Annotated in this window: 27 protein-coding genes; 1 reads left to right on the forward strand and 26 read right to left on the reverse strand. The window is 36.8% G+C overall.

All coding sequences use genetic code 11. The annotated features are described in order from the left end of the window. The 8 genes from panC to HWQ49_RS02610 are packed head-to-tail and all read right to left on the reverse strand — an operon-like array spanning position 1 to position 6,627. Positions 1–876, reverse strand: coding sequence for a pantoate--beta-alanine ligase (gene panC / locus HWQ49_RS02575; protein WP_188206000.1), 876 nt, complete (start codon positions 874–876; stop codon positions 1–3). Next, positions 863–1,708: a 3-methyl-2-oxobutanoate hydroxymethyltransferase gene (gene panB, locus HWQ49_RS02580; protein ID WP_394810752.1), complete on the reverse strand. Its 846-nt coding sequence runs from the start codon at positions 1,706–1,708 to the stop codon at positions 863–865. The genes panC and panB overlap by 14 nt, the downstream gene beginning before the upstream one ends. 15 nt (positions 1,709–1,723) lie before the next feature. Next, positions 1,724–2,698: a biotin--[acetyl-CoA-carboxylase] ligase gene (locus HWQ49_RS02585; protein ID WP_188206001.1), complete on the reverse strand. Its 975-nt coding sequence runs from the start codon at positions 2,696–2,698 to the stop codon at positions 1,724–1,726. Next, the gene (locus HWQ49_RS02590) at positions 2,674–3,879 is read right to left on the reverse strand and encodes a CCA tRNA nucleotidyltransferase (RefSeq protein WP_188206002.1); all 1,206 of its coding nucleotides are present in this window, start codon (positions 3,877–3,879) and stop codon (positions 2,674–2,676) included. Before HWQ49_RS02590 ends, HWQ49_RS02585 begins: the two co-directional genes overlap by 25 nt. A 12-nt stretch (positions 3,880–3,891) precedes the next feature. Beyond that, entirely contained in the window at positions 3,892–5,040 is a 1,149-nt protein-coding gene (bshA, locus tag HWQ49_RS02595; RefSeq protein WP_188206003.1) for an N-acetyl-alpha-D-glucosaminyl L-malate synthase BshA, read from the reverse strand. Continuing rightward, on the reverse strand, positions 5,030–5,446 hold the full coding sequence (gene mgsA / locus HWQ49_RS02600) for a methylglyoxal synthase (RefSeq protein ID WP_188206004.1): 417 nt from the start codon (positions 5,444–5,446) through the stop codon (positions 5,030–5,032). The genes bshA and mgsA overlap by 11 nt, the downstream gene beginning before the upstream one ends. A 12-nt stretch (positions 5,447–5,458) precedes the next feature. After that, on the reverse strand, positions 5,459–6,262 hold the full coding sequence (dapB, locus tag HWQ49_RS02605; RefSeq protein WP_188206005.1) for a 4-hydroxy-tetrahydrodipicolinate reductase: 804 nt from the start codon (positions 6,260–6,262) through the stop codon (positions 5,459–5,461). Further along, positions 6,259–6,627 (reverse strand): nucleotide pyrophosphohydrolase, encoded by a 369-nt coding sequence (locus HWQ49_RS02610; RefSeq protein ID WP_188206514.1) that lies wholly within the window; start codon positions 6,625–6,627, stop codon positions 6,259–6,261. The genes dapB and HWQ49_RS02610 overlap by 4 nt, the downstream gene beginning before the upstream one ends. Positions 6,628–6,785: 158 nt before the next feature. Between HWQ49_RS02610 and HWQ49_RS02615 the strand changes: the two genes are divergently transcribed. Then, positions 6,786–7,655, forward strand: a complete 870-nt coding sequence (locus HWQ49_RS02615; protein ID WP_188206006.1) for a YitT family protein — start codon at positions 6,786–6,788, stop codon at positions 7,653–7,655. A 38-nt stretch (positions 7,656–7,693) separates the two neighbouring features. Here HWQ49_RS02615 and HWQ49_RS02620 read toward each other — a convergent pair whose 3' ends face one another. The 18 genes from HWQ49_RS02620 to HWQ49_RS02705 form a co-directional block, all read right to left on the reverse strand. Then, the gene (locus HWQ49_RS02620; protein WP_188206007.1) at positions 7,694–8,377 is read right to left on the reverse strand and encodes a zinc metallopeptidase; all 684 of its coding nucleotides are present in this window, start codon (positions 8,375–8,377) and stop codon (positions 7,694–7,696) included. A gap of 36 nt (positions 8,378–8,413) precedes the next feature. Further along, on the reverse strand, positions 8,414–8,611 hold the full coding sequence (locus tag HWQ49_RS02625) for a sporulation protein YpjB (RefSeq protein ID WP_188206008.1): 198 nt from the start codon (positions 8,609–8,611) through the stop codon (positions 8,414–8,416). Between the two features lie 37 nt (positions 8,612–8,648). Further along, entirely contained in the window at positions 8,649–9,230 is a 582-nt protein-coding gene (locus HWQ49_RS02630; RefSeq protein WP_188206009.1) for a DUF1405 domain-containing protein, read from the reverse strand. An 82-nt stretch (positions 9,231–9,312) separates the two neighbouring features. After that, positions 9,313–10,089 (reverse strand): menaquinol-cytochrome c reductase cytochrome b/c subunit, encoded by a 777-nt coding sequence (locus HWQ49_RS02635; protein ID WP_188206010.1) that lies wholly within the window; start codon positions 10,087–10,089, stop codon positions 9,313–9,315. 32 nt (positions 10,090–10,121) lie between these two features. Next, complete coding sequence (gene qcrB, locus HWQ49_RS02640) at positions 10,122–10,796, reverse strand: menaquinol-cytochrome c reductase cytochrome b subunit (protein WP_188206011.1); 675 nt, start codon at positions 10,794–10,796, stop codon at positions 10,122–10,124. A gap of 3 nt (positions 10,797–10,799) precedes the next feature. Then, positions 10,800–11,309 carry a ubiquinol-cytochrome c reductase iron-sulfur subunit gene (locus tag HWQ49_RS02645; RefSeq protein WP_188206012.1) on the reverse strand — a complete coding sequence of 170 codons (510 nt, stop codon included), beginning with the start codon at positions 11,307–11,309 and terminating at the stop codon, positions 10,800–10,802. Positions 11,310–11,459: 150 nt separating this feature from the next. Further along, on the reverse strand, positions 11,460–11,930 hold the full coding sequence (locus HWQ49_RS02650; protein ID WP_188206013.1) for a DUF2487 family protein: 471 nt from the start codon (positions 11,928–11,930) through the stop codon (positions 11,460–11,462). A 6-nt stretch (positions 11,931–11,936) separates the two neighbouring features. Beyond that, positions 11,937–12,491, reverse strand: coding sequence for a ReoY family proteolytic degradation factor (locus HWQ49_RS02655; RefSeq protein ID WP_188206014.1), 555 nt, complete (start codon positions 12,489–12,491; stop codon positions 11,937–11,939). 19 nt (positions 12,492–12,510) lie between these two features. Continuing rightward, positions 12,511–13,764, reverse strand: a complete 1,254-nt coding sequence (locus HWQ49_RS02660) for a tetratricopeptide repeat protein (protein ID WP_188206015.1) — start codon at positions 13,762–13,764, stop codon at positions 12,511–12,513. Positions 13,765–13,794: 30 nt separating this feature from the next. After that, complete coding sequence (gene aroA / locus HWQ49_RS02665; protein ID WP_188206016.1) at positions 13,795–15,087, reverse strand: 3-phosphoshikimate 1-carboxyvinyltransferase; 1,293 nt, start codon at positions 15,085–15,087, stop codon at positions 13,795–13,797. A 14-nt stretch (positions 15,088–15,101) separates the two neighbouring features. After that, positions 15,102–16,205, reverse strand: coding sequence for a 3-dehydroquinate synthase (aroB, locus tag HWQ49_RS02670; protein ID WP_188206017.1), 1,104 nt, complete (start codon positions 16,203–16,205; stop codon positions 15,102–15,104). Continuing rightward, positions 16,205–17,368: a chorismate synthase gene (gene aroC / locus HWQ49_RS02675; RefSeq protein ID WP_188206018.1), complete on the reverse strand. Its 1,164-nt coding sequence runs from the start codon at positions 17,366–17,368 to the stop codon at positions 16,205–16,207. The genes aroB and aroC overlap by 1 nt, the downstream gene beginning before the upstream one ends. Beyond that, positions 17,356–18,159: a CheR family methyltransferase gene (locus tag HWQ49_RS02680; RefSeq protein ID WP_188206019.1), complete on the reverse strand. Its 804-nt coding sequence runs from the start codon at positions 18,157–18,159 to the stop codon at positions 17,356–17,358. The genes aroC and HWQ49_RS02680 overlap by 13 nt, the downstream gene beginning before the upstream one ends. A 136-nt stretch (positions 18,160–18,295) precedes the next feature. Then, the gene (gene ndk / locus HWQ49_RS02685) at positions 18,296–18,742 is read right to left on the reverse strand and encodes a nucleoside-diphosphate kinase (protein WP_188206020.1); all 447 of its coding nucleotides are present in this window, start codon (positions 18,740–18,742) and stop codon (positions 18,296–18,298) included. A 72-nt stretch (positions 18,743–18,814) separates the two neighbouring features. Beyond that, positions 18,815–19,780: a polyprenyl synthetase family protein gene (locus HWQ49_RS02690; protein ID WP_188206021.1), complete on the reverse strand. Its 966-nt coding sequence runs from the start codon at positions 19,778–19,780 to the stop codon at positions 18,815–18,817. A 25-nt stretch (positions 19,781–19,805) separates the two neighbouring features. Next, positions 19,806–20,528, reverse strand: coding sequence for a demethylmenaquinone methyltransferase (locus HWQ49_RS02695; RefSeq protein WP_317450909.1), 723 nt, complete (start codon positions 20,526–20,528; stop codon positions 19,806–19,808). Positions 20,529–20,530: 2 nt separating this feature from the next. Beyond that, complete coding sequence (locus HWQ49_RS02700) at positions 20,531–21,193, reverse strand: heptaprenyl diphosphate synthase component 1 (protein WP_188206022.1); 663 nt, start codon at positions 21,191–21,193, stop codon at positions 20,531–20,533. A 146-nt stretch (positions 21,194–21,339) separates the two neighbouring features. Beyond that, positions 21,340–21,612: an HU family DNA-binding protein gene (locus tag HWQ49_RS02705; RefSeq protein ID WP_188206023.1), complete on the reverse strand. Its 273-nt coding sequence runs from the start codon at positions 21,610–21,612 to the stop codon at positions 21,340–21,342. Positions 21,613–21,761: the final 149 nt, after the last annotated feature.

The following is a 21,761-nucleotide window of genomic DNA, read 5'->3' on the forward strand; positions in this document are numbered from 1 at the left end:
TTATTCACTCCTGTATTTGATGTCCCCTGATGATGACAAGATAACATTATCTATCAATCGTGCGTCTTGATATTTTACAGCTATCGCAATAATTATATCATTATTTCCATGAATGTCATCTTCTAAATCGGGATACGATAGACAATCAACATAATCGATCTTTCCTGAAATGTGTTGTTTTAAGTAAGTTTTTACCTGATCGATCACTCGACTTCTTGTCCATGAATCAGTCTTTTGAATATAGCTTGCACCCACCAATAATGCTTGGTAAAGGTAAGGGGATTCTTTACGTTCATTCTCTTTTAAATTAACATTACGACTACTCATTGCCAACCCATCAGGTTCGCGAACGGTTGGAACAGGTACTAATTTAAGATCAAAATTCAAATCTGTGATGAGGGCATCGACGACGGCTACTTGTTGAGCATCTTTAATTCCAAAATAGACTTGGTCAGGGCCGATAATATGAAACAGTTTAGTTAAAACAACTAATACACCTTCAAAGTGCCCTGGTCGGGTTGCACCACACAACACATCTCCACGTCTAATTAAGCTCATCTCAATGGATAATGGGGAAGGATACATCTCTTCCTGGCTGGGATAAAAGATATAATCAACTTGTTCGTTGGCTAATAGCTGCTCATCACGAGCGAAGTCTCTAGGGTAACCTTCTAAATCACTAGTTTGGTTAAATTGCAATGGATTAACAAATATACTTACGACAACCAAATCATTCTGTTTTCTAGCTTCTTTTACTAAACGTAAATGACCTTCGTGCAAATAACCCATGGTTGGAACAAAGCCGATTGTCATACCTTTCTTATGTAAATGCTTCTGAACGTCCTTCATCTCATTAACCGTTTTAATCGTTCTCATGGGATCCTCCGTACAACCCTTTTAATACGTCTTCATTCAACGAGTAGATATGTTCCTCCTGTGGGAACTTTTCCTCTTTGACATCTTTAATATAGTTTGATATACCATCAACTGCTAGATGATTAACATCTCCATATGGCTTGACGAATTTAGCTAGACGATCAACTCCGTATTGCAGTAAATCGTGATACACTAAAACTTGACCATCACAGTGAGCTCCTGCACCAATTCCGATGGTTGGTATAGAAATAGAACTTGTAATGTATTCTGCTAAAGTAGATGGTACACATTCCAAGACTAGCGCAACAGCTCCTGCTTGCTCAACCGCTTTTGCATCGGTTAAGAGCTTATTAGCCTCTTCCTCAGACTTACCTTGAACACGGTAACCCCCGAGAACATTAAATGTTTGTGGTGTTAAACCAATATGGGCTACAACAGGAATACCTGATTGAGTCAACGATTGAATTTGATCAGAAACCTCGGCGCCGCCCTCTAATTTAAGGGCAGATGGTTGAATTTCTTGGAACATCCTTTTAGCATTAAGAAGTGTATTTTCCATAGAAGCATGAAAAGACATAAATGGCATATCTACAACCGTAAATGTGTTAGGTGCTCCTCTTCTAACCGCTTTACCGTGGTGAATCATATCATCTACAGTGACTGGAATCGTCGAATCGTAACCTAAAACAACCATACCTAATGAATCTCCTACTAGGATGAGGTCGACACCAGCTTCCTCACACACTTTTGCAGATGGATAATCATAGGCCGTGATCATCGCCAACTTCTCACCATTCATTTTTTTCTTACTTAACATCCTTGTCGTCTTCACTTTAATCACCCCACCTTATGACCATAAAATTTCAGCAGAATACAACAGGTGTTCATTACCTTGTTGATCGATGACTTTTAATGCACCATCCTCATGAATACCGACTAGTTTTGCTGGCCATTCCCCTTGTGCTCTAACATTAATCCATTCACCAAGTTTATAGGCATACCCTTCCCATTCCGATTTAATCGAAAGAAACCCTTGCTCGATAAATCGCTCATAAAGCTGTTCAAAACTTAAGGCAACTTGCTGAAACAGTTCATTTAAATTATGAATTGTTCCTGTTTCAAGGTGTAACGAAGTGGCTTGTTGTTTAATTGACTGATCGAAATCATCTAATCCATGGTTAACATTTAAACCAATTCCTAAAACAATATAGTCAATTTGGTCTTGCTCAGCTTGCATCTCTGTCAAAATACCAGCTAGTTTCCGATCGTTGATAAACAAATCATTCGGCCACTTAATTTTAATGTCAATGCCTAATTGTTTCATGACATCAGCTACAGCTACGGCTGCAACTAATGTAATCTGTGTAGCATTTTTGGGTTCTAACTCATGTGGACGTAGAATCATGCTAAGCCATAAACCTAGACCACTTTTTGAATCCCAATACCTTTTCATTCTTCCTTTTCCATTAGTTTGTTCGTTTGCAAGAACGATCGTCCCGTGACTAGCTCCTGCTCTTGCTAACTCATGTGCGACCATCTGTGTGGATTGAACCGATTGATGAAATGAAATTCTAGAACCAAGCCAGTCAGTTTTTAACCCCCACCTTAATGCATCCTCAGATAAAGCATTCGGTACATTGATAATTCGGTAGCCTTTATTGGTTACAGCTTCTATTTCATAGCCACTCTTTTTAAGTTCGTTCATATGCTTCCAGATAGCAGAGCGAGAAATATTTAACTGTTCGGATAAAAACTGTCCAGAAACATAATCACTTTGATGAGAGAATAGTAATTCAATTAGCTGTTTTCTTGTTCCTTCCATGTCTTCACCTGACTCTCTATGACTTCTTTTTCATTTACCAATTTCTCAGTTAAGACTAGATTCTCAACCCGACTCAAATAGTCCCCAATCCAACTACCTCGTTTCTCATTAGGAAATAATTTTACAAGGTCGTGACCTGATATGGCTAAATCACTTTTGGATTGTATGGGTAATTGTCGGTACTGGTTTAATAATTCATCAAGATCAAGCAACTGACCGGTTATAACGTTAACCAGTTGAACAAACTGAGGCATCAAATCGTGACCAAGTTGGTACAATATGACATTAGTTATCCCGTCAAGTCGGAATGCCTTAAAGATTTCAACTAAGGCTTTAGCATCTTTTTTAACCTGATTAGATAGTTTATAGGCACGTACCCATTCGTGAATTGAATAATTTGAGTCCAACAAATGTAAACTAGCCACTAGTACACTGAAGCTATTAACTGGCTCATTTATATGCTTTTTTAATTTAAAAAATAGACTGAATTGTTGTTTGAAGATTGGCAACTCTTTATATAGGCCGGATTCCTCCATAACCTCTAATCCACAAGAAACGTTAGAACCATTGAATGTTTTCGTTAACTCAACTTGAATCCTTTCTACTGCTACCTTTCCTAATAAATCTCTATTTTCTTTAATTGCCGTTAAAACTTCATTGGATACTTGAAAGCCTAATTGACTTGAAAAACGAACAGCTCTCAACATTCTTAGGGCGTCCTCACTAAACCGTTCTTCTGCTGATCCAACTGTATGTATTAATCGGTTATTCAAGTCATTCATACCATTAAAAGGATCAATGACTTCACCCTCTAAGTCCATAGCAATCGCATTAATAGTAAAATCTCTACGACTTAAATCCAAAGTTAAATCACTCACGAATTCAACGTAATTTGGATGTCGGAAGTCATCATACTCACCTTCAGACCGGTAAGTCGTCACTTCAAACTCATTATCTCCATCTAAAATGAGTACTGTTCCATGTTCTATACCAATAGGAACAGTTCGTTCAAACAGCTCCATCATCGTATCAGGAGTGGCATTGGTCGCTAAATCCACATCACCAATATCCACATCTAATAGATAATCACGAACGGCCCCACCAACGAAGTAACATTCATATCCATGATTCTTAAAAGTCTTGAAAATATTTTTTGCTTGATTAAATGGATAGCCTAACATAATCTCGATCCTTTATTTATATTGACCTACAGATGGCTCAGTCATCTGCTGATACAATTGCTCGTATTGTTTAACAACTTGTTCTGTTTGAAAGTGTTGCTCAACATGCTGCCTTGCATGCGTTGATAACTTATGCCATAAGCTTCTGTCAGATAATAAATTAATGGTTTTGTGAGCGATCGTTTCAATATCTCCAAGCTCACATAAATAACCATTATACCCATCCTCTATAACCTCTGGAATTCCACCGATTTTAGTTCCAATACATGGAATACCTTGGCTCATTGCTTCTAATAGCACCAGACCAAAGCTCTCCTTCTCTGACAGCAATAGCTTCACATCACTTATTTTAAGTAATGCTTGAATATTATCTTGTCTTCCTAAGAAAATGACCTGGTCATTCAAATTGAGTTCATCCACTTTGGACCTAACTTTTCCGTATTCTGGTCCATCACCTACTAACAATAATTTAGACGGTACATGTTCAGAGACGATTGAGAATGCATCGATGACTTGATCGACTCGCTTGACCTTGCGAAAATTAGAAATATGAATAAGGACTTTTTCATCTTCAGGAATCCCTAACATATTTTTTAAACCCTCATCATTTTCCGGTACGCGTTCAGTAAGGTCAATAAAGTTATGAATAACCTCAATTTGTTTGTTTGTCTTAAAAACATCAATAGTTTGTTGTTTTAGGCTTTCTGATACAGCTGTGACTGCATCAGATTCCTCAATCGCAAAACGGATCATATTCTGTAAACTATCATCTATACCTAAGACCGTAATATCTGTCCCATGAAGAGTGGTGATAATTTTTATGTCACGTTTAGACATTTGTTTGGCAAAGATTGAACAAATCGCGTGAGGAATCGCATAATGGGCATGGATAATATCTAATTCCTCTCGATCAACAACTTCAGCAATTTTGTTTGCTAGTGATAAATCATAAGGGGGGTGTTTAAATACTGGGTAATTAGCTACTTCTACTTCATGAAAATATATATTTGGATATAACCGCTTTAACCTAAATGGCATCGTGGTCGAAATAAAGTGCACCTCATATTGTTGTTCTGCTAAATACATCCCTAATTCGGTTGCCACTACACCTGAACCACCAACTGTTGGATAACACACTATACCTATTTTTTTATTCATCATATAACACGGCCGATTCCTTTACCGTTCGCCAGTCAAGCCACCCATTCTCTAATCCACGTACGATAATCTCAGCAGATGCCTCGTTCGTTGCAACAGGAATTTTGAAAACATCACATAATCGCAACAATGCAGTGACATCTGGTTCATGTGGCTGAGCAGTTAAAGGATCTCTAAAGAAAATAACTAAGTCTAAATCGTCTTCAGCTATTTTAGCTCCTATCTGTTGATCACCACCCAGTGGACCAGACTGTAGCCGTTTGACCTCCAAGCCAATTTCCGTGTTAATCATCTTTCCTGTTGTACCAGTTGCAATCAGTGTATGCTCTTTAAAAATAGGCTTATAAGCAGTAACAAAGTTTAGTAAGTTACGTTTTCTTTTATCGTGAGCAATTAAAGCAATTTTCAATATGTTCACCTACTATTCCATTAAATTTTCTAAACCATAGACATACTCATCCATCTGCATGACTCGCTCAACCGCAAATTGTACCCCACTCATAAATGAATAACGATCAGTTGAGTTATGAGTAATCTTTAAGGTTTGTCCAGGTTGACCGAAGACCACTTCTTGTTCAGCAATATAACCGGGTAATCTCACACTATGGATTCTAAATCCATCAAACTCAGCACCCCTTGCTCCTTTAATCGTTTCTTTTTCATCTAGATGACCTTGTTGTTGTGCCTCTCTAGTTTCCTTAATCAGTTGGGCCGTCTTAACAGCTGTTCCAGATGGTGCATCTAATTTTTGATCATGGTGTCTTTCGATAATTTCAACATTTGGGAAATACTTCGCGGCCATTTGAGAAAAACGCATCATTAATACCGCACCTATGGCAAAGTTCGGTGCAATTACAATTCCGGTTCTCTGCTCTTCACTTAATCGTTTAAGTGTATCAAGTTGCTCTTCAGAAAAACCAGATGTCCCTACAATCGGTCTGACTTGATGTAACATGGCTGTTTTAGTGTGATGAAAACCAACCTCAGGATTGGTTAGATCAATAAGAACATCTGCGTTTAATCGTTCAAAAGCTTCATCAGCATCAGTATATATAGGTGATTCTATATTTGGTAATCCGTCAATATCTTTAACGAGATACCCATTATTCTTTCGATCAATACATCCTACTAAATTGAAATGATCTGTTCTACTGATGAGTTCTAAGGCTTCCTTACCCATTTTTCCTCTTGGGCCTGCTAAAATAATGTTTACGGTTTCTGTCATGATTTATTCTCCTTCTTTGTCCAACGGTTTTGATCTCTTCTTTCAATTTTTGACATACTAAGGTCAAATGCCTCTGACATATCTATATCTAATGAATTAGCTAAAGTGATTAATACGAACAAAAGGTCTCCCAGCTCTTCTTCTAATGCCTTTTCACCTTCAGATTGCTTTTTTGGTTTCTCCCCATAATGATGATTTATTTCCCGAGCTAACTCTCCCATCTCCTCCGTTAATCTAGCTACCATCGTAAGTGGAGAGAAGTACCCTTCTTCAAATTGACTAATAAATGAATCGACACGTTTTTGCATATGTATTAATGATTCTTTTTCACTCAAAGAAATCACCCTTCTTTTACAATCTATCATTATGTTAGCTAAGAAACTGTGGTTTGACAAATCATTCATACAAATTATTTAATATTTTATCATTTTCAGCCAAAATATGACCATAATCACGTATATAATTGAACAGTTGGCTAATTTTGGATATAATATCTTGAGTGGTTTAGAATCGAGGTGGTTTAATGTTTACAGGTATTAAAGTTAAAAATATTTTGTTCATCATTTTAGGGGCAGCCATATTTGGTTTTGGAATTGTTAACTTTAATATGCAAAATAACCTATCTGAAGGTGGGTTCACTGGAATTACTTTATTGCTTTATTTTTTATTTTCACTAGACCCCGCCGTTATGAATTTGGTCTTAAATATTCCGGTTTTTTTCATTGGGCTTAGGTTACTAGGTAGAATAACTTTTATTTATACAGTCATCGGTACAGTTGCAGCCTCTGTTTTTCTATGGATCTTTCAAATTTATACATACGAATTTTCCTTACGTGATGATATGACTTTAGCTGCTTTGTTTGCCGGTACGTTTATCGGTGTCGGATTAGGAATTATATTTAGGTTTGGCGGTACCACTGGTGGCGTTGACATTATAGCTAGACTCGTCCATAAATATAGTGGATGGAGTATGGGTAGAACCATGTTCTTATTTGATGCCATCGTAATTGTTGCTTCAGTCATCTTTTATCTAAACGAAATTGAGGGGATGTATACACTTGTCGCCGTCTTTATTGGGGCGCGAATCATTGATTTTATCCAAGAAGGAGCTTATGCAGCAAGGGGAGCAACGATTATATCAGAATATAGTCAGGAACTGGCTGATGATATACTAAAGCATATGGATCGTGGAGTAACGATTTTAAACGGAAGTGGAAGTTATACAGGAGAAACTCGCAAGGTATTATATTGCGTGGTAGCTAAAAACGAAATTGTTAAACTGAAAAATATTATTCAAGAAATAGATCCACATGCATTTGTTGCCGTCACCTCAGTTCATGATGTATTAGGTGAGGGCTTTACATTAGATGAAAACAAAAAGCCAATTGAATAAACTGAGACTGGGGCTAATTGCCCCAGTCTCATTCTTATTTATTCTTGATTCATGTGTAAAAACATAAGGATAAAACGAAGTAACTCAAGTAACGCAACAACAGCGCCCGCTACGTAAGTCCAGGCAGCAGCATTTAGAACCTTCTTTGTTTCCCGGTGCTCTGCACTATTAATCATTCCTGTACTTACTAACTGACCCATCGCCCGGTTCGACGCATCAAACTCCACAGGTAGCGTCACCAGTTGAAACAATACAGCAAAGGCCATAAAGACAATACCAAGTAAGTACAACTCAGTTAATCCTAAAAGCAAACCTCCGAGTATAAGAAAAAACGACATATTAGAACCTAAACTGGCTACAGGAACTAATGCATGTCTAAATCTTAAGAATGCATACTCTTCAGCATCCTGTATTGCATGACCCACCTCATGAGCAGCAACAGCAGCTGCAGATTGAGAAGGCTCATGAAAATTATGAGATGATAATCGAACAACTTTTTTTCTAGGGTCGTAATGATCTGAAAGAAATCCCTTCGTTTCCTCAACTCGTACGTCATAAATACCATTCTCTTGTAGTAGACGTCTGGCTACTTCTGCTCCCGTGACGTTGGATGAATTTCTAATTTTCATATGTTTTTGATATGTTTTTTTAACTTTACTTTGTGCCCATAGTGGGAGAATTAATAATATTGCAAAGTAAATTAAATAAACTTCAATACTCATCTCATATTCCTCCCGTATATTATTATATGGTCAATTTTAGTCAAACCTTTCATCATCGTCAATTTGTTTGCTTTGATCTTGCTCTTCTTGTTTATATTTTTTCCAACCAACATAAATCAATGTTGTTAAAATAATCAATGAGACAAGTATGATCGTCGTAACCAACTCATGTTGTTTAGCAGTAAGCAATAGCAATAAAGGGAGTAAAAACAACTCAAAACTAACTAAGGCCACCTGGAATCTCCCCTTTACCTTCAGTTTTATTATATGCTTATGCTAAACCATCAGAACGGGTTCTTTTTATACCGTATTTATATACTAGAAATATCGATAATAAACTTAACCAGAATGTAAAATATCCGATGTGGTGTTCATAATCAGATAAAGTACGGTACATTGGCATCATCCCGTAAACATAATCAATTACATCGTTATGTAACGTCCAGACCGCCGCTACTACTAAATGTTTCATTTCTATACGGTAAAAAGGTGAATATAATAGGGCTTGTACGGCCATGGCTCCGTGCGAGAATATTAACATTAGTGCCATCATGGTAACTGGTGCACCATGAATAAAAGTTAGAATGTTCATGACCACAGCCCAAACACCATATTTAAATAAGGTAAGCATCGCTAAAGCTTCCATATATTTAAAATTCCTATTTAACAAAAATCCAATTAATACAAATACAAAAAATAGAGATGCTGTCGGGCTGTCTGGTACAAACGCTATAAAAATTGGTGGTGTGGTTTCTAACTGAAAACGATACCAATAATACCCATATAAAGTACCAAAGATATTAACGATCAAAAGTACATTGAGAATTCTGCGGTCTATTAATAAAAACTTCATAATAACTCTTCTCCTAATACAATATGTAATGAAAAAGCTGACTTTATTAAAAGTCAGCTTTTATAATGTGTCTTATTTAACTTTACTCTGTACTAGTATTTTCAATGATAAAGTCTGCAAGCTGTTCAAGCTCTTCATCAGTACCATCAAACATACCTGGAGGCATATCACCAATACCTTCAACAGCTATTTCTTGTAATACTTCAGCTGTATGAGGTAAATCAAGTAAATCTGGTCCTAAACCAGGTTCACCTTCAAGATTACCACCATGACAACTCATACAGTTATTAACAAACGTTTCGTATCCTGGGTGACTTTCATCAACTTCGTGTTCAACTGCATTTTCAACTGAATACTCAGCACGCTCATCCCAATCAACTGCAGCAACAGACTCATATGTTAACCAAATAGTTGCTATTACACCAATTAACATCATTCCCGTTGCAATTGGACGCTTGGATGGGCGACGACCAGGACCACGATCTAAGAAAGGTGCTAATAGTAAGGCACCAAACGCTAGACCTGGAATACCAACCGTACCAATAATGACATAGTCACCTGCGGCATATTCAAATTTTAATTGTTCATATAAGAATAAGAAATACCAGTCCGGTAGCGGAATATAAGCTGAGTTATTTGGGTCAGCTTGTGTTTCTAATGGAGATGGCGCTGCCGCAACTAAACATAAAAAACCAATTAAGAAAACCGCACCAACTAGCCATTCCTTTAATAAAAAGTTTGGCCAGAACGCTTCTGTTCTACCAGGGTATTCAGAATAATCTTTGGGTATTGTATTACGTTCACTTCTATCTTGGATTCTTGAATCCCCGACAAACTTCATTCCTTTACCTCTATGCACAGTGTTCCCTCCTTATCAATAAGTTTTAAGTCTTATAGTGGACCTGAGATTCCTTGACGTCGAATCATGATAAAGTGTAAGGCCATTAACCCGAATAAAGCTGCAGGCAAGAAGAACACATGAATCGCAAAGAATCTTGTTAGGGTCTGTGCACCAACTATTTCTGGATCACCTGCTAGCAATGTCTTAATATCTGTACCGATCACAGGAACACTCTCAGCAATCTCTAGACCTACTTGAGTAGCAAAGAATGCTTTATTATCCCATGGTAATAGGTATCCAGTAAACCCTAATCCTAACATAACAAAGAATAGTAACACACCAACAACCCAGTTAAGTTCACGTGGTTTTTTATAAGCACCTTGGAAGAACACACGTAATGTATGTAGGAAAATCATTACGATGACCACACTAGCGCCCCAGTGGTGCATACCACGAACAATTTGTCCATGTGCAACTTGTGATTGTAGGTATTCTACTGAATTCCATGCATTTTCAATATCTGGTACGTAATACATAGTTAAGAACATACCAGATAGGACTTGGATTACCGTTACAAAGAACGTTAAACCACCAAAACAATACACAAAAGCAGAGAAATGGTGGGCTGGGTTTACGTGCTCTGGTACTTCGTGATCAGCGATGTCACGCCAAATAGGCGTAATATCTAGCCGTTCATCTACCCAGTCATAAAGTTTTTGTAGCATCAATTACGCCCCCCCTCGTGGATTCGCTCTACCTAAATATAATCTTCCATCTTCTACTCTGTACTCATATGCGTGTAGAGGTTCAGTCGGAGGTGTACCTGGAATATTCACACCTTTACTGTCATAACGACCATTGTGACAAGGACAGAAAAATTCATTATCTTGATTTCCTGTTTCCCAGTCAACTACACAACCTAAGTGTGTACAGATTGGAGATAATGCTAAGATATCTCCATTTTCGTCTCTGAAAATCCATGCAGTACGTTCAGCTTCTGATTCATACCAACCGTCTTGCTGTTCAATACTAAAGCTTTTACGTTGTGGTTCTTCTGTAATCTCATCAACATCCATGACATAAATAAAATCACCTGAAGAATCAGCCTTTAATAATGGATCAACAGCCATTCCGACCATCGGCGCGATCATTGCAGCACCCATGAAACCACCCACACCAGTCAGTGTGTAGTTTAAGAACTGCCTACGAGAGACTTGATTGTTTTTCTTTTCACTCATGTCTTTCCCCCCTCTATCCATCTGATACAACGAACAGGGTTTTTACACTTATTTATTAGGACAATATAATGATAGCGTATACGTTGTCAACGGTCAATAAAAACCATACTTTGGATATAAAAATGTCATAAACTCGTGACATTTCATACTTTATGACTCCTCATTCCATTGTTCCTTAATCAGTTCTTCAATATCACCTATTTGTGATTGTACAAGCTGTTGTTTATCCACTTGATTTAAATCACCCTCTTTAGGTGCAGGTAACCAAATTAACTCAGCATTTAAGCTCGTTCCATATTTACGCCATTTCTTATCAAATGTAAATAGAAATACATGTTCAAAAGGCTGTTTTTGAATATGATCAATGGTTTCTTGAAGACGGTTGCTCTCCATATCTAGTGTGTTTTGTTTGAGGTAATTATATACAGGCAATAAAAAGACTCGCCCTTTAAGTTGCTTTTCTATTTGAGTCATGAATATAACCATTACTTCATTTTGAAAAGCTAGTTTCCTCATATCATCATCCTCTTCGAAGGAATACGGTATAAGAGGCATAATTGCTGTATCGATATATTCCTTTGCGTGCGTATAATTTTGAACATCCTGATAGATCCATTTCAAGTATAACTACCTCCCTTCATAATCATGCATCTGTAATTCTTTAAGCCGTTTACTGTAGTAATTAAACGATTGGAAATCTCCTTTATCTAATGCCATGTCAATTTTTGATTTAAGTTTCTCCACATATTGTTGTTGAATAACATAGTCCAAGAAAGAGTCAATGGCTTTATAGTCTTTATCCTTCAAGTAGTAGTCATCTGGCAAATACGGATTGTCTTCTAGCACCGACATATATTCTTGAGAATGACGTACATTTGGATAAATAACTTCCACAAATAAAGACTCTTCGGGGTTCATGCGAATATCATGAAAGGCTTTCTCAACTTCGGTTGTCACCACATGCTCCTTATAATAGCGAAACGGTCTATTGTCATGATCCTGAACTGAGATGATCATACTTCTAGGACATAGATGAGCTTCAAAAACAAAATGGATATTATTTAATAATTCATCCCTTTTTAACATGTAGTCAAATAGCCAAACCAATTCTCGCTGAGGCATTGAGTAATGCTCCATAAACCAATCTATAAAGGCTCTTTTTTGGATTGGAGAAAGATCCATAATACCACCTCTTTTATCCCTACTCAGATTGCATTCTTATAACAAACTCTCTAACATCTTCATCTTCTGGTTCATGCTGCAGATATGTTGTTAATATTTGTGTGGCTTTTTCTGTTGCACCTTCTTCGATTAAAAATAAACCATATTCTTTTAGGAAATTTGGATCATCACTATACTCAGGGTACGCCTTTTCATACATTTTCTTAGCATCCTCAAACTCTTCAAACGCATTATATACCTGAGCAGCTCGCCAATTTAACAGGGAAGGATAGCCTTCAAATTTTAGTAATTCATCAACTAATTCTTTGGCTTCATCAAGCTTGTCTTCATCAAGATAAATTTTTATTAACATATCAACCCCATCTTCATAGCCTGGGTCAATAGCAACTGCTTCTTTTAAATAATCAATGGCTTGGTCTACTTTATTTAACTTAACTGCGTATTCAGCAGCTAATAAGTATAATTCATTATTGTGTTCATCTTTTTTGATACCTTGCACAGTTATATCGAAAGCTTCTTGAAGGGCACCCTCTTCGTATAACGAGGTAGCAAGTAAAGGGTAAACACTTGTATACTCTGGATCCAATTCTAATAATTCATTCCACACTCTAGTACATATATCGTAGCGATCTAATTGATAGGCTGTATAGCCATACTTAAATAGTTGATCTGGTGACTCTAACTTAACCTGCTCGTAATAACCAAGAGCCTCTTCCCAGTTACCAATAGATGATAAGGATTCCGCTAAACGTTCCTTGATATTAACGACGCTAATATCATCATCATAGCGCTCCACCCTCTCATAATATGGTATGGCTTTTTGATATTCACCATTAGAAAAAGCTAATTCTGCTAATGCCAAGTCAATTATAGGCTCCCCCGAATCTAACTCCTTAGCTTCTAAAAGCTTTTTTTCTGCAACTTCAAATAGCCCTTGCGATTGATACATATCAGCCATCTGTACTAAAGCTGGGATGTAAGCTTCATCTTCTGAATCGATTTCTTCTAAGATTTCAATGACTTCTTCATCATTACCCAGATCAGTTTCAATTTCAGCTAGTAGAAGTCGAACATAATGATCATTAGGGTACAAGATCAGCATATCTTCATAAACTTCTTTAGCATCATTTAAAAGACCCCATTCATGTAACAGTTGTGCGATATCTAAACGCTCAGAGTCTTCTGCTTCGCTTATGTAGTTTTTAAGTAACTGAACAGCTTCACTAATACGTCCTTGTTCTTTAAGTTCTAGCGCTTCACTAATTGTTTCCATGATTATCACCTTTCTATTCTATCCGTAACATTAACTTTCACGACTAAGTAGTTGTTTAAAATGATCAAAAAAGCTTGGGTAAGATATGTTAATGCAAGTAACATCATCAATTTCGATAGGATGATCTGAAATCGTAGAAGCTATTGCTGCCATCATTGCCATCCGGTGGTCTCCGTTCGTCCTCACACGACCACCTGTTAAGTTAACTTTACCGTTAACAGTCATCGTATCATTTTTGGAATCGATATTGGCGCCAAGAGACTTAAGAATCTGTACAGTTGTTTCGATACGATCCGTTTCTTTATACCGTAATTCTTCTATATTGTTGATCTCCATAGTTCCTTGCGCCTGTGTGGCGACTAAAGCTAATAATGGAATTTCATCAATTAAGCTAGGGATTTCACTACTTTCTAAAGTAGTCGGTTGTAGCTTGGAATAATTCACCTCAATATTCCCAATTGGCTCATCCCCGATATACCCAGTCACCTGTAAACTGATCTTTGCCCCCATTCTTTTTAACACATCGACTAAGCCTGTGCGAGTTTGATTTAATCCAACATTTTGAATGAGGATATGACTACCAGGGGTGATGACTGCAGCTGCGATCCAAAAAGCTGCACTTGAAGCATCTCCTGGTACAGTTAACTCGGCTCCACTTAACTGTTGTGGACCTGCAATTGAAATCTGATCGTTATTAACTTCAACCTCTCCACCAAAAGCAGAAAGCATTTTTTCTGTATGGTTGCGAGTTTGGTTTCGTTCAAAGACCGTTGTTTGACCATCTGTTAATAAACCGGAAAGTAAAATCGCAGACTTTACTTGAGCACTATCAACAGGTAAGTGATAATTAATAGGTTTTAAAGTCCCACCCTTGACCGTTAACGGTAGTGTCATTCTATTATTACTCGTAATAAAATCAGCACCCATTTTAGTTAGTGGATCAATAACCCTTCCCATAGGCCTTTGACTAAGCGAGGCATCACCTATCAACTCTGTCTCAAACGGTAATCCAGCTAAAATTCCAGATATTAATCGGGTGGTTGTTCCTGAATTCCCCATATTTAAGGGTTGGTTAGGTTGTTGAAAAGAATAATAACCCTTACTCTTAATGGTGACAAGTGTTTTATCAACTTCAATATCAACCCCAAGCTCTTTAAATGCTTCTACTGTCCTCATACAATCTTCCGAGGTCAAAAAATTATCAACTTTAGTGGTACCATTGGCAAGTGCACCTAACATAATGGCTCGATGGGAAATCGATTTATCACCTGGTACCTGAAGCTCTCCTATTAGTGGTTGATTTTTAAAATGAACTTCTTCCATTAAGCACTTCCCCTTTAAAAAAGAGTCTTTATAAACTTATGTTGTTTCAGCTCTTTAATAAATTGATCTAACAGCTGATGGACGTCCTCTGCATCAAACGATTTAACATAAGGCTTACTAAGACCTTCTAATAATACAAAATGAACCTTTTGCTCATAATTCTTTTTATCATTTAACATTTGATCGACCAAACGAGAAATATCCCATTTAGATAAGTCAACACGATACCCTAAACGTGTAATCCATTGAAGAAATCTAGGGTTATACAACTTTTGATCATTTAATTGATCCGATATATACAGAGCAAATATCATGCCAATCATAACACATTCCCCATGTGTAGGTTTATATGAGCTATAAACCGATTCAATTGCATGTCCTAATGTATGTCCAAAATTTAAATAGCGACGTATATCCAGTTCTCTTTCATCTTGTTCGATGATTTCTTTTTTGACTTGAATAGATGTTCTTAATACATCGTTGCTCTTTAGTTGTTTAACTTCAATGGAATTTGAACAGATATCCATTAACAACTTAAGTAGGTTGGGATCACTTATAAAACCGTGCTTGACAACCTCAGCAAATCCAGACCTCAACTCTTTAGAGGTTAACGTTTCTAGGGTTTCTTCGTCATATAAAACAATATGTGGCGTATAAAATTGACCGATGATGTTCTTAGTTCCCTCTAGATTTATAGCTACTTTCCCACCAACACTACTATCATGAGCTAATAAAGTCGTAGGCATCTGGATAAAGCCAATCCCACGCATATACGTTGAAGCAACAAAACCAGCCAAGTCACCAATTACACCCCCACCCAATGCAATTACAGCTGAATTGCGATCAAAATAATGCTTCAATAAAAACTCTTGTAAGTCTTGAAAGTAATTTAGCGACTTAATCCATTCACCAGAAGGTAAAATATAGGATTTGACCGTAACGTGAGGAGATAGCTCTTCGACTAAATCGTTGAGATAATAATTCGCGACATTTTCATCAGTTATAATCGCAATTTGATTAAATGAAAAAGGTTTTATATAGTCCCAAGCCCGTTTACGTATTCCTTGGTCAATATAGATCCAATAATTTCTAATGCTTTTCACTTCTATTTTCTTCATTAAAACGTTCGAATCCTTTCTCGATAGTCATTAATTGCTTGCTTTAACTGACCGAGATAATCAGAAGGAAATTGATCAACAATTGCCTGAGCAACTTCCCACGCCACCACATGCTCCATCACGACAGCTGCTGCCGGAACTGCACAACTATCAGATCGTTCCACACTTGCTTTAAACGTATCCTTAGTATTAATATCCACGCTTTCTAATGGTTTATAAAGAGTCGGGATCGGCTTCATCACACCCTTTACCACTATCGGCATTCCTGTTGTCATTCCCCCTTCAAAACCACCTAATCGATTAGTTCGGCGAAAATAGCCATTTGTTTCATCGTAATCAATTTCGTCGTGCGTTTCACTTCCACGCATCTGTGCGGCTTGAAACCCTACTCCAAATTCGACACCCTTAAATGCATTAATGCTTATCACTGAACTAGCAATTTTTGCATCGAGCTTTCGATCAAAATGCACGTATGAACCCAGTCCTGCTGGTACACCTTCAACAGTTACTTCAACAACGCCTCCGATCGAGTCGCCATCCTCTTTGGCTTGATCGATCGCTTTCATCATAGCTTCTTCCTTACTGCGATCGACCGTTCTTACTGGCGAAGCGTTAGAGAGTTCGATCTTTTGACCTACAGAGATTGGTTGATCTTCTGCTTCAACGTCATAAATTCGTTTAACATACCCTACAATTGAAATATCTAATTCTTTTAGTAACTTCTTAGCAATGGACCCAGCGGCAACCCTTGCTGCTGTTTCTCTTGCTGAAGAACGCTCCAGTACATTTCTCATATCACGATGATTATATTTTAATGCCCCATTTAAATCAGCGTGTCCTGGCCTCGGCTTAGTAACTTGTCGTCTAATGGTATCGTTTTCTTCTAGAGGCTCTTCGCCCATAATATCTTCCCAATTTTTATAATCATCATTGGTTATAACCAATGTTAACGGTGAACCTAAAGTATACCCATGACGTACACCACTATTGATGGATACAAGGTCCTTCTCAATTTTCATGCGCCGTCCACGACCATAACCACCTTGACGCCGAATAAGTGATTCGTTAACATCTTCCTTCTCTAAGGGAAGTTGTGCTGGAACCCCTTCAATAATTGTTGTTAATTGTTTACCGTGCGACTCCCCTGCCGTTAAATATCGCATGATGACACCCCATCTTTTTTACATTTTTTATAAAAGAAAGTCTCAGCAATATCTAAATTATAGCTCTGTGGATTAAATATTTGCTCAGTACTTCCGACAAATAAGATTCCTCCCTCAACAAGAGAATCTGAGAATTTCTTATATACATAGGATTTTGCATCTTCAGTAAAATAAATTAAAACATTCCGACAGACAATTAAGTCATAGCTATTGTTGTACCGATCTGCCAATAAATTTTGCTTTTTAAACTCAACACTTTGTTTGATCTGATCCGAGAGACGATACAAAGCACCATCCTTCTCAAAAAACTTCGCTCTTTTCTTACTTGGGACCTCTTTTAATGACCTTTCCGGGTAACGGCCTTTTTGAGCTCTACTTAAAGCATTTTCATCTATATCTGTTGCATGAACAGTGATCATATCAAGTGGCATATAATCACTCAAAATCATGGCTATTGTATACGGCTCCTCACCAGTTGAACAGGCTGCACTCCATATTTTCAGCCTATCTTTCCCCTTAATAAGTTCAGGTAGAATCGATTTCTCAAAAGTCTCCCATCGCTTATAGTTACGATAAAACTCCGAAACATTAATCGTCATTCGGTCTAAAAATTCATGAAATAATTGACTATCGTCCTTAAGTGCATGAAAGTAAGATGAAAAGTTATCATACCCTCGTTTTTCTCTTAAAGTCGTTAACCTTCTTTTCATTTGCTTTTCCTTGTATAAAGCTAAATCAATCCCTGTCTCGTGCTTAACTCTTTCAATAAACTCTATGTAATCGTCCTTCATAGGTGTTCTCTCCCGTTTCTCTTTAATACCTACCATTATATTAAAAAAAGTAGAACTATGCCATCCATTGTCACTGTATTCGCCATATAAAAAAACCTTGTGCACCTATGTACACAAGGTTTGTCGTTTCACACTCTTAATAAATCCACTGATCAGCATCTTTTTTATAATCAATTAAATCACTTTCATTAAAAAATAGGCCAATTTCACGCTCAGCGGATTCTGGTGAATCAGAACCATGAATAACGTTTTTACCTACTGTTAAGCCAAAGTCTCCACGAATAGTCCCGATATCAGACTCAGCTGGGTTGGTTGCACCCATCATTTTACGTGCAGTAGCAATAACATTTTCACCCTCCCAAACCATTGCGAATACAGGTCCAGAAGTAATAAAGCCAGTTAACTCACCAAAAAATGGCTTGTCCTTATGCTCACCATAATGCTCCTCAGCTAATTCGTTAGAAATTTGCATTAACTTAGCTGCCTTTAATTTAAATCCTTTTTGTTCAAAACGAGTCACGATGTCGCCTACTAAGTTTCTTTGCACACCGTCTGGTTTAACCATAATAAACGTTTGTTCCATTTCAATTCACCTCTTTAAGAATTTTCAATACAAACCGTAAAAAGTTTATCAAATTTTGCTAAAAAAAACAATTTAAAATTTTCTCTTTCCTAAATACGCAGCAATTTTTTGTAAGGTCCGTTTTGATTTTGTGTTTGGAAGACCATCCAATTGATCCAACGCCTTACGTAAATAGGTCTGACTATATTGAAAGGCCTCTTCTATGGCATCAGAATGTTTAATATCTGAGATAACTTGTTCAACCTCTTCTGTTTGGTTAGGGTTGGCAAAAAAGCGACTTACCCTTTGGTAAATACTTGAATCTTCAAAAGCTAATATCGTAGGCAAGGTTAAATTACCATTTAACAAATCACTTCCAGCCGGCTTCCCTAGCTCTTCTTCGGTTGATGTGAAGTCTAAAATATCATCAATGATTTGGTAAGACATCCCTATGTAATAACCATAACGCGCTAATCGATTAATAACCTCTTGGTCAGCATTAGCCGCTATAGCCCCTAATCGAGTGCTTGTTGCGATTAACAGTGCTGTTTTTCTTTTAATTCTTTTGAAATAGTTAAAAATACTTTGATCAACTTGAAACTGATCTCTCATTTGTTCGATCTCACCAATACACACTTGATGAATCGTTTCAGAAAGGACCTGGTGGATTTCTTCCTCATTCTTTCCTTTGACTAACTCTAATGTTCGAGCAAAGAGGAAATCACCCATATACATAGCCGTCAAATTATCCCATTTGTTATTAACTGTTTGATTCCCTCTTCTTGTATCAGCAAAATCAATCACATCATCATGAACTAAAGAAGCCATATGGATTAATTCCAACGACACAGCAACATTAATAATCTGACTTGTATCAGCTTGTCCAAAATGAGAAGAAAGCAAAACAAAAATAGGGCGAATTCTTTTTCCTCCTGCTTCAATTAAATGGTTAGAAGCATCTGAAATAATTTCATGCTCAGCCCCGGTAATTTCTTTCATTCGATTTTCAATTTCGTTAATATCATCATTCATAAACCTTATCGTTGTAGCCAACTTCATCGAATTCACCTTTTTGATTAATGGATTACTTAATACCTAGGTGCATTGCCGCAGCACCCAGCGCAAAACTTTTAATCAGTACTTCTTCAAAACCAGCTTCTTCAAACATCTGCTTCAACTTCTCTTTGTTTGGGAAATTCTTAGTAGATTCGTGAAGCCAAGCATATTCATCATAACTTTTGGCAAAGACTTTTCCAAACAGAGGCATGACATTTTTAAAATAGAAAAAATAAAACTGTTTGTAAACAGGTAAGGTTGGTTGTGATGTTTCTAAACAGACTACCTTCCCACCTTTTTTCACCACTCGATACATTTCATTGAGTACTTGCATATAATCGGGGACATTGCGTAATCCAAATCCAATCGTTACATAATCAAATGAATTGTCTTCAAATGGTAGGGACATGGCATCACCATGGATAAAATTAATATGGTCAATACCATGTCCTTGTTGTTTTTCCCGACCAACTGCTAGCATATTCTCACTAAAGTCTAATCCAACAACTGAGCCATCTTCACCTGTAGCTTCTGCTAAGGATATCGTCCAATCACCAGTGCCACAACAAACGTCTAGACATGCTGCCCCTTTTTTAACATCCATTATTTTCATAACAGATTTTCTCCAAGATTTATGTCTTTGGAACGAAATGATTGAATTCATCCGATCATATCTATGTGAAATTTTTTCAAAAACGTTATGTACCTTTTCTGATTTTACTTTCGGATCCATGACTGCTCCTACCCTTATCTTTAATATTGTTGATAAATTGTTTTGGTTTGTAATAACTCTTTCCTTTGTTGAAAGTAATCATACGTATCTTGATCTCCATTTTCTAATAAGTTCTTAATCCAGGGTAATTCCGGATTTTGATAAATTAATTCATATTGAATCAGAGGAAGCCAATTACTATGATAATCTTTCACATTAAAGTAGCTAGCGATGCCATTAAATAAACCACTATAAATTAACTCAAGTTTATCCAGATACTCAATCTTAGAACGATTTCTATGTAATAAGTCAACTTTATGTTCATTAATAATTTTAATATAACCTAAAAAATGATATAAAGCCTCGGTTTTACGATATTTAGATAACAATTTATAAAACAAAGAGCTGTGATAATCTCCCATGAGAACTTTTATTTGATTATTCTCTAAAGATTGATGGGAATCATCATCACTAAAGAATTGATCCACTTCATCATGTATATTTAATGAAATTTGCATATTAATTAATGCATCAGTAATGAGTTCTCTGTGTTCTGTTCTAACTTCTTTCATCATTTGAGTGATTAAGTAGATTTGTTTGGCTAAGATTTCATCATCATAGAAAGAAGACTTAATATACTCATGCTTATACTTATTAAGAAATTCTGACTTTAACTCTAACAATTTATCGGATTTTGAATTCATATTGATCACCTAAACTTATCTAAGCAACAAATTTTGTTATACGTCCCTCGTAGTATTTTAGCACGTTCAAAGCCTTTTATCTAATGTATTGAATAACAAATTAAAAAAAGAGGGGAATCCCCCTCTTTTTTTGCCCTATGTATGACTTACTTAACAGCATCCTTAAGGGCTTTACCTGGTTTAAACGCAGGTACTTTACTTGCTGGAATGTCAATTTCTTTTCCAGTTTGTGGGTTGCGTCCTTTACGTGCAGAACGTTCACGAACCTCAAAGTTACCGAAACCAATTAATTGTACCTTTTCAGATTTAGTTAATGAATCTGTAATTGCTTCAAATACAGAATCAACTGCTTTAGATGCATCCTTTTTGGAAAGATCAGCATTTTCTGCTACTGCATTGATTAGGTCTGTCTTATTCATACGTCTCACCTCCTCCCAAAGAGTTTGATGATTAAAATTTAAGAAGGCTAAGCTTCTTAAAATTATCAATAAACTTTTACCATCAAAATGGTTAAAAGTTTTATTAAGATTTTTAAGACAATTTTAAACTTATCAAAATTTTAAATGAA

It is taken from the genome of Alkalibacillus aidingensis (assembly GCF_014595945.1).
Classification (GTDB): domain Bacteria; phylum Bacillota; class Bacilli; order Bacillales; family Alkalibacillaceae; genus Alkalibacillus; species Alkalibacillus aidingensis.